Here is a 555-nt window from a genome sequence, read left to right as displayed (position 1 = left end):
AGCTTATTCCGCTTCTTTCTTCTTACGTGGATAGCCTATTATAATAGACACGATACCGCATATGCCTAACAAATATGGATAAAATGAATATGGTAATAGCGATACTGTTGATATCCCTGCGACGCTTGTTGCTGCTAATACTTGTGCGCCATATGGAATAATTCCTTGTACTGTACTTGCAAATATATCTAATATACTTGCTGACTTTCTGCGATCAATTTGATAATCATCTGCTATTTCTTTTGCGAGTGGTCTTGCTGTAATGATTGAAATTGTGTTGTTAGCTGTTGCTAAATTTGTCACGCTTACTAAACTAGCAATTCCTAATTCTGCGCCGCGTTTAGATTTCAATCGTTTCGTTACGGTATTGAGCAACCATTTAATTCCGCCATGATACTCTATGAGACCAATCATACCGCCGATTAATAATGCGATCATAGAAATATCTTGCATGCTGATAAGTCCATCTGAAATTGCTTTTAAGTTTTCTGATAGTGTAAATGAACCGTCTAACAATCCTATTAAGCTTGCTACGATGACACCAAACACTAATAC

General features: G+C 36.8%; 1 protein-coding gene. It reads right to left on the bottom strand.

The features are described from left to right. Window positions 1–3: 3 nt before the first annotated feature. Window positions 4–555 (bottom strand): Na+/H+ antiporter NhaC family protein (locus IDG63_RS14230; RefSeq protein WP_274611198.1); only part of this gene is annotated, 552 nt, incomplete at its 5' end.

The organism is Staphylococcus sp. EG-SA-14, assembly GCF_017151935.1.
Taxonomy (GTDB): domain Bacteria; phylum Bacillota; class Bacilli; order Staphylococcales; family Staphylococcaceae; genus Staphylococcus; species Staphylococcus aureus.
The sequence above is the reverse complement of the archived record's forward strand: the minus strand, read 5'-3'. Positions and strand labels throughout refer to the sequence as shown.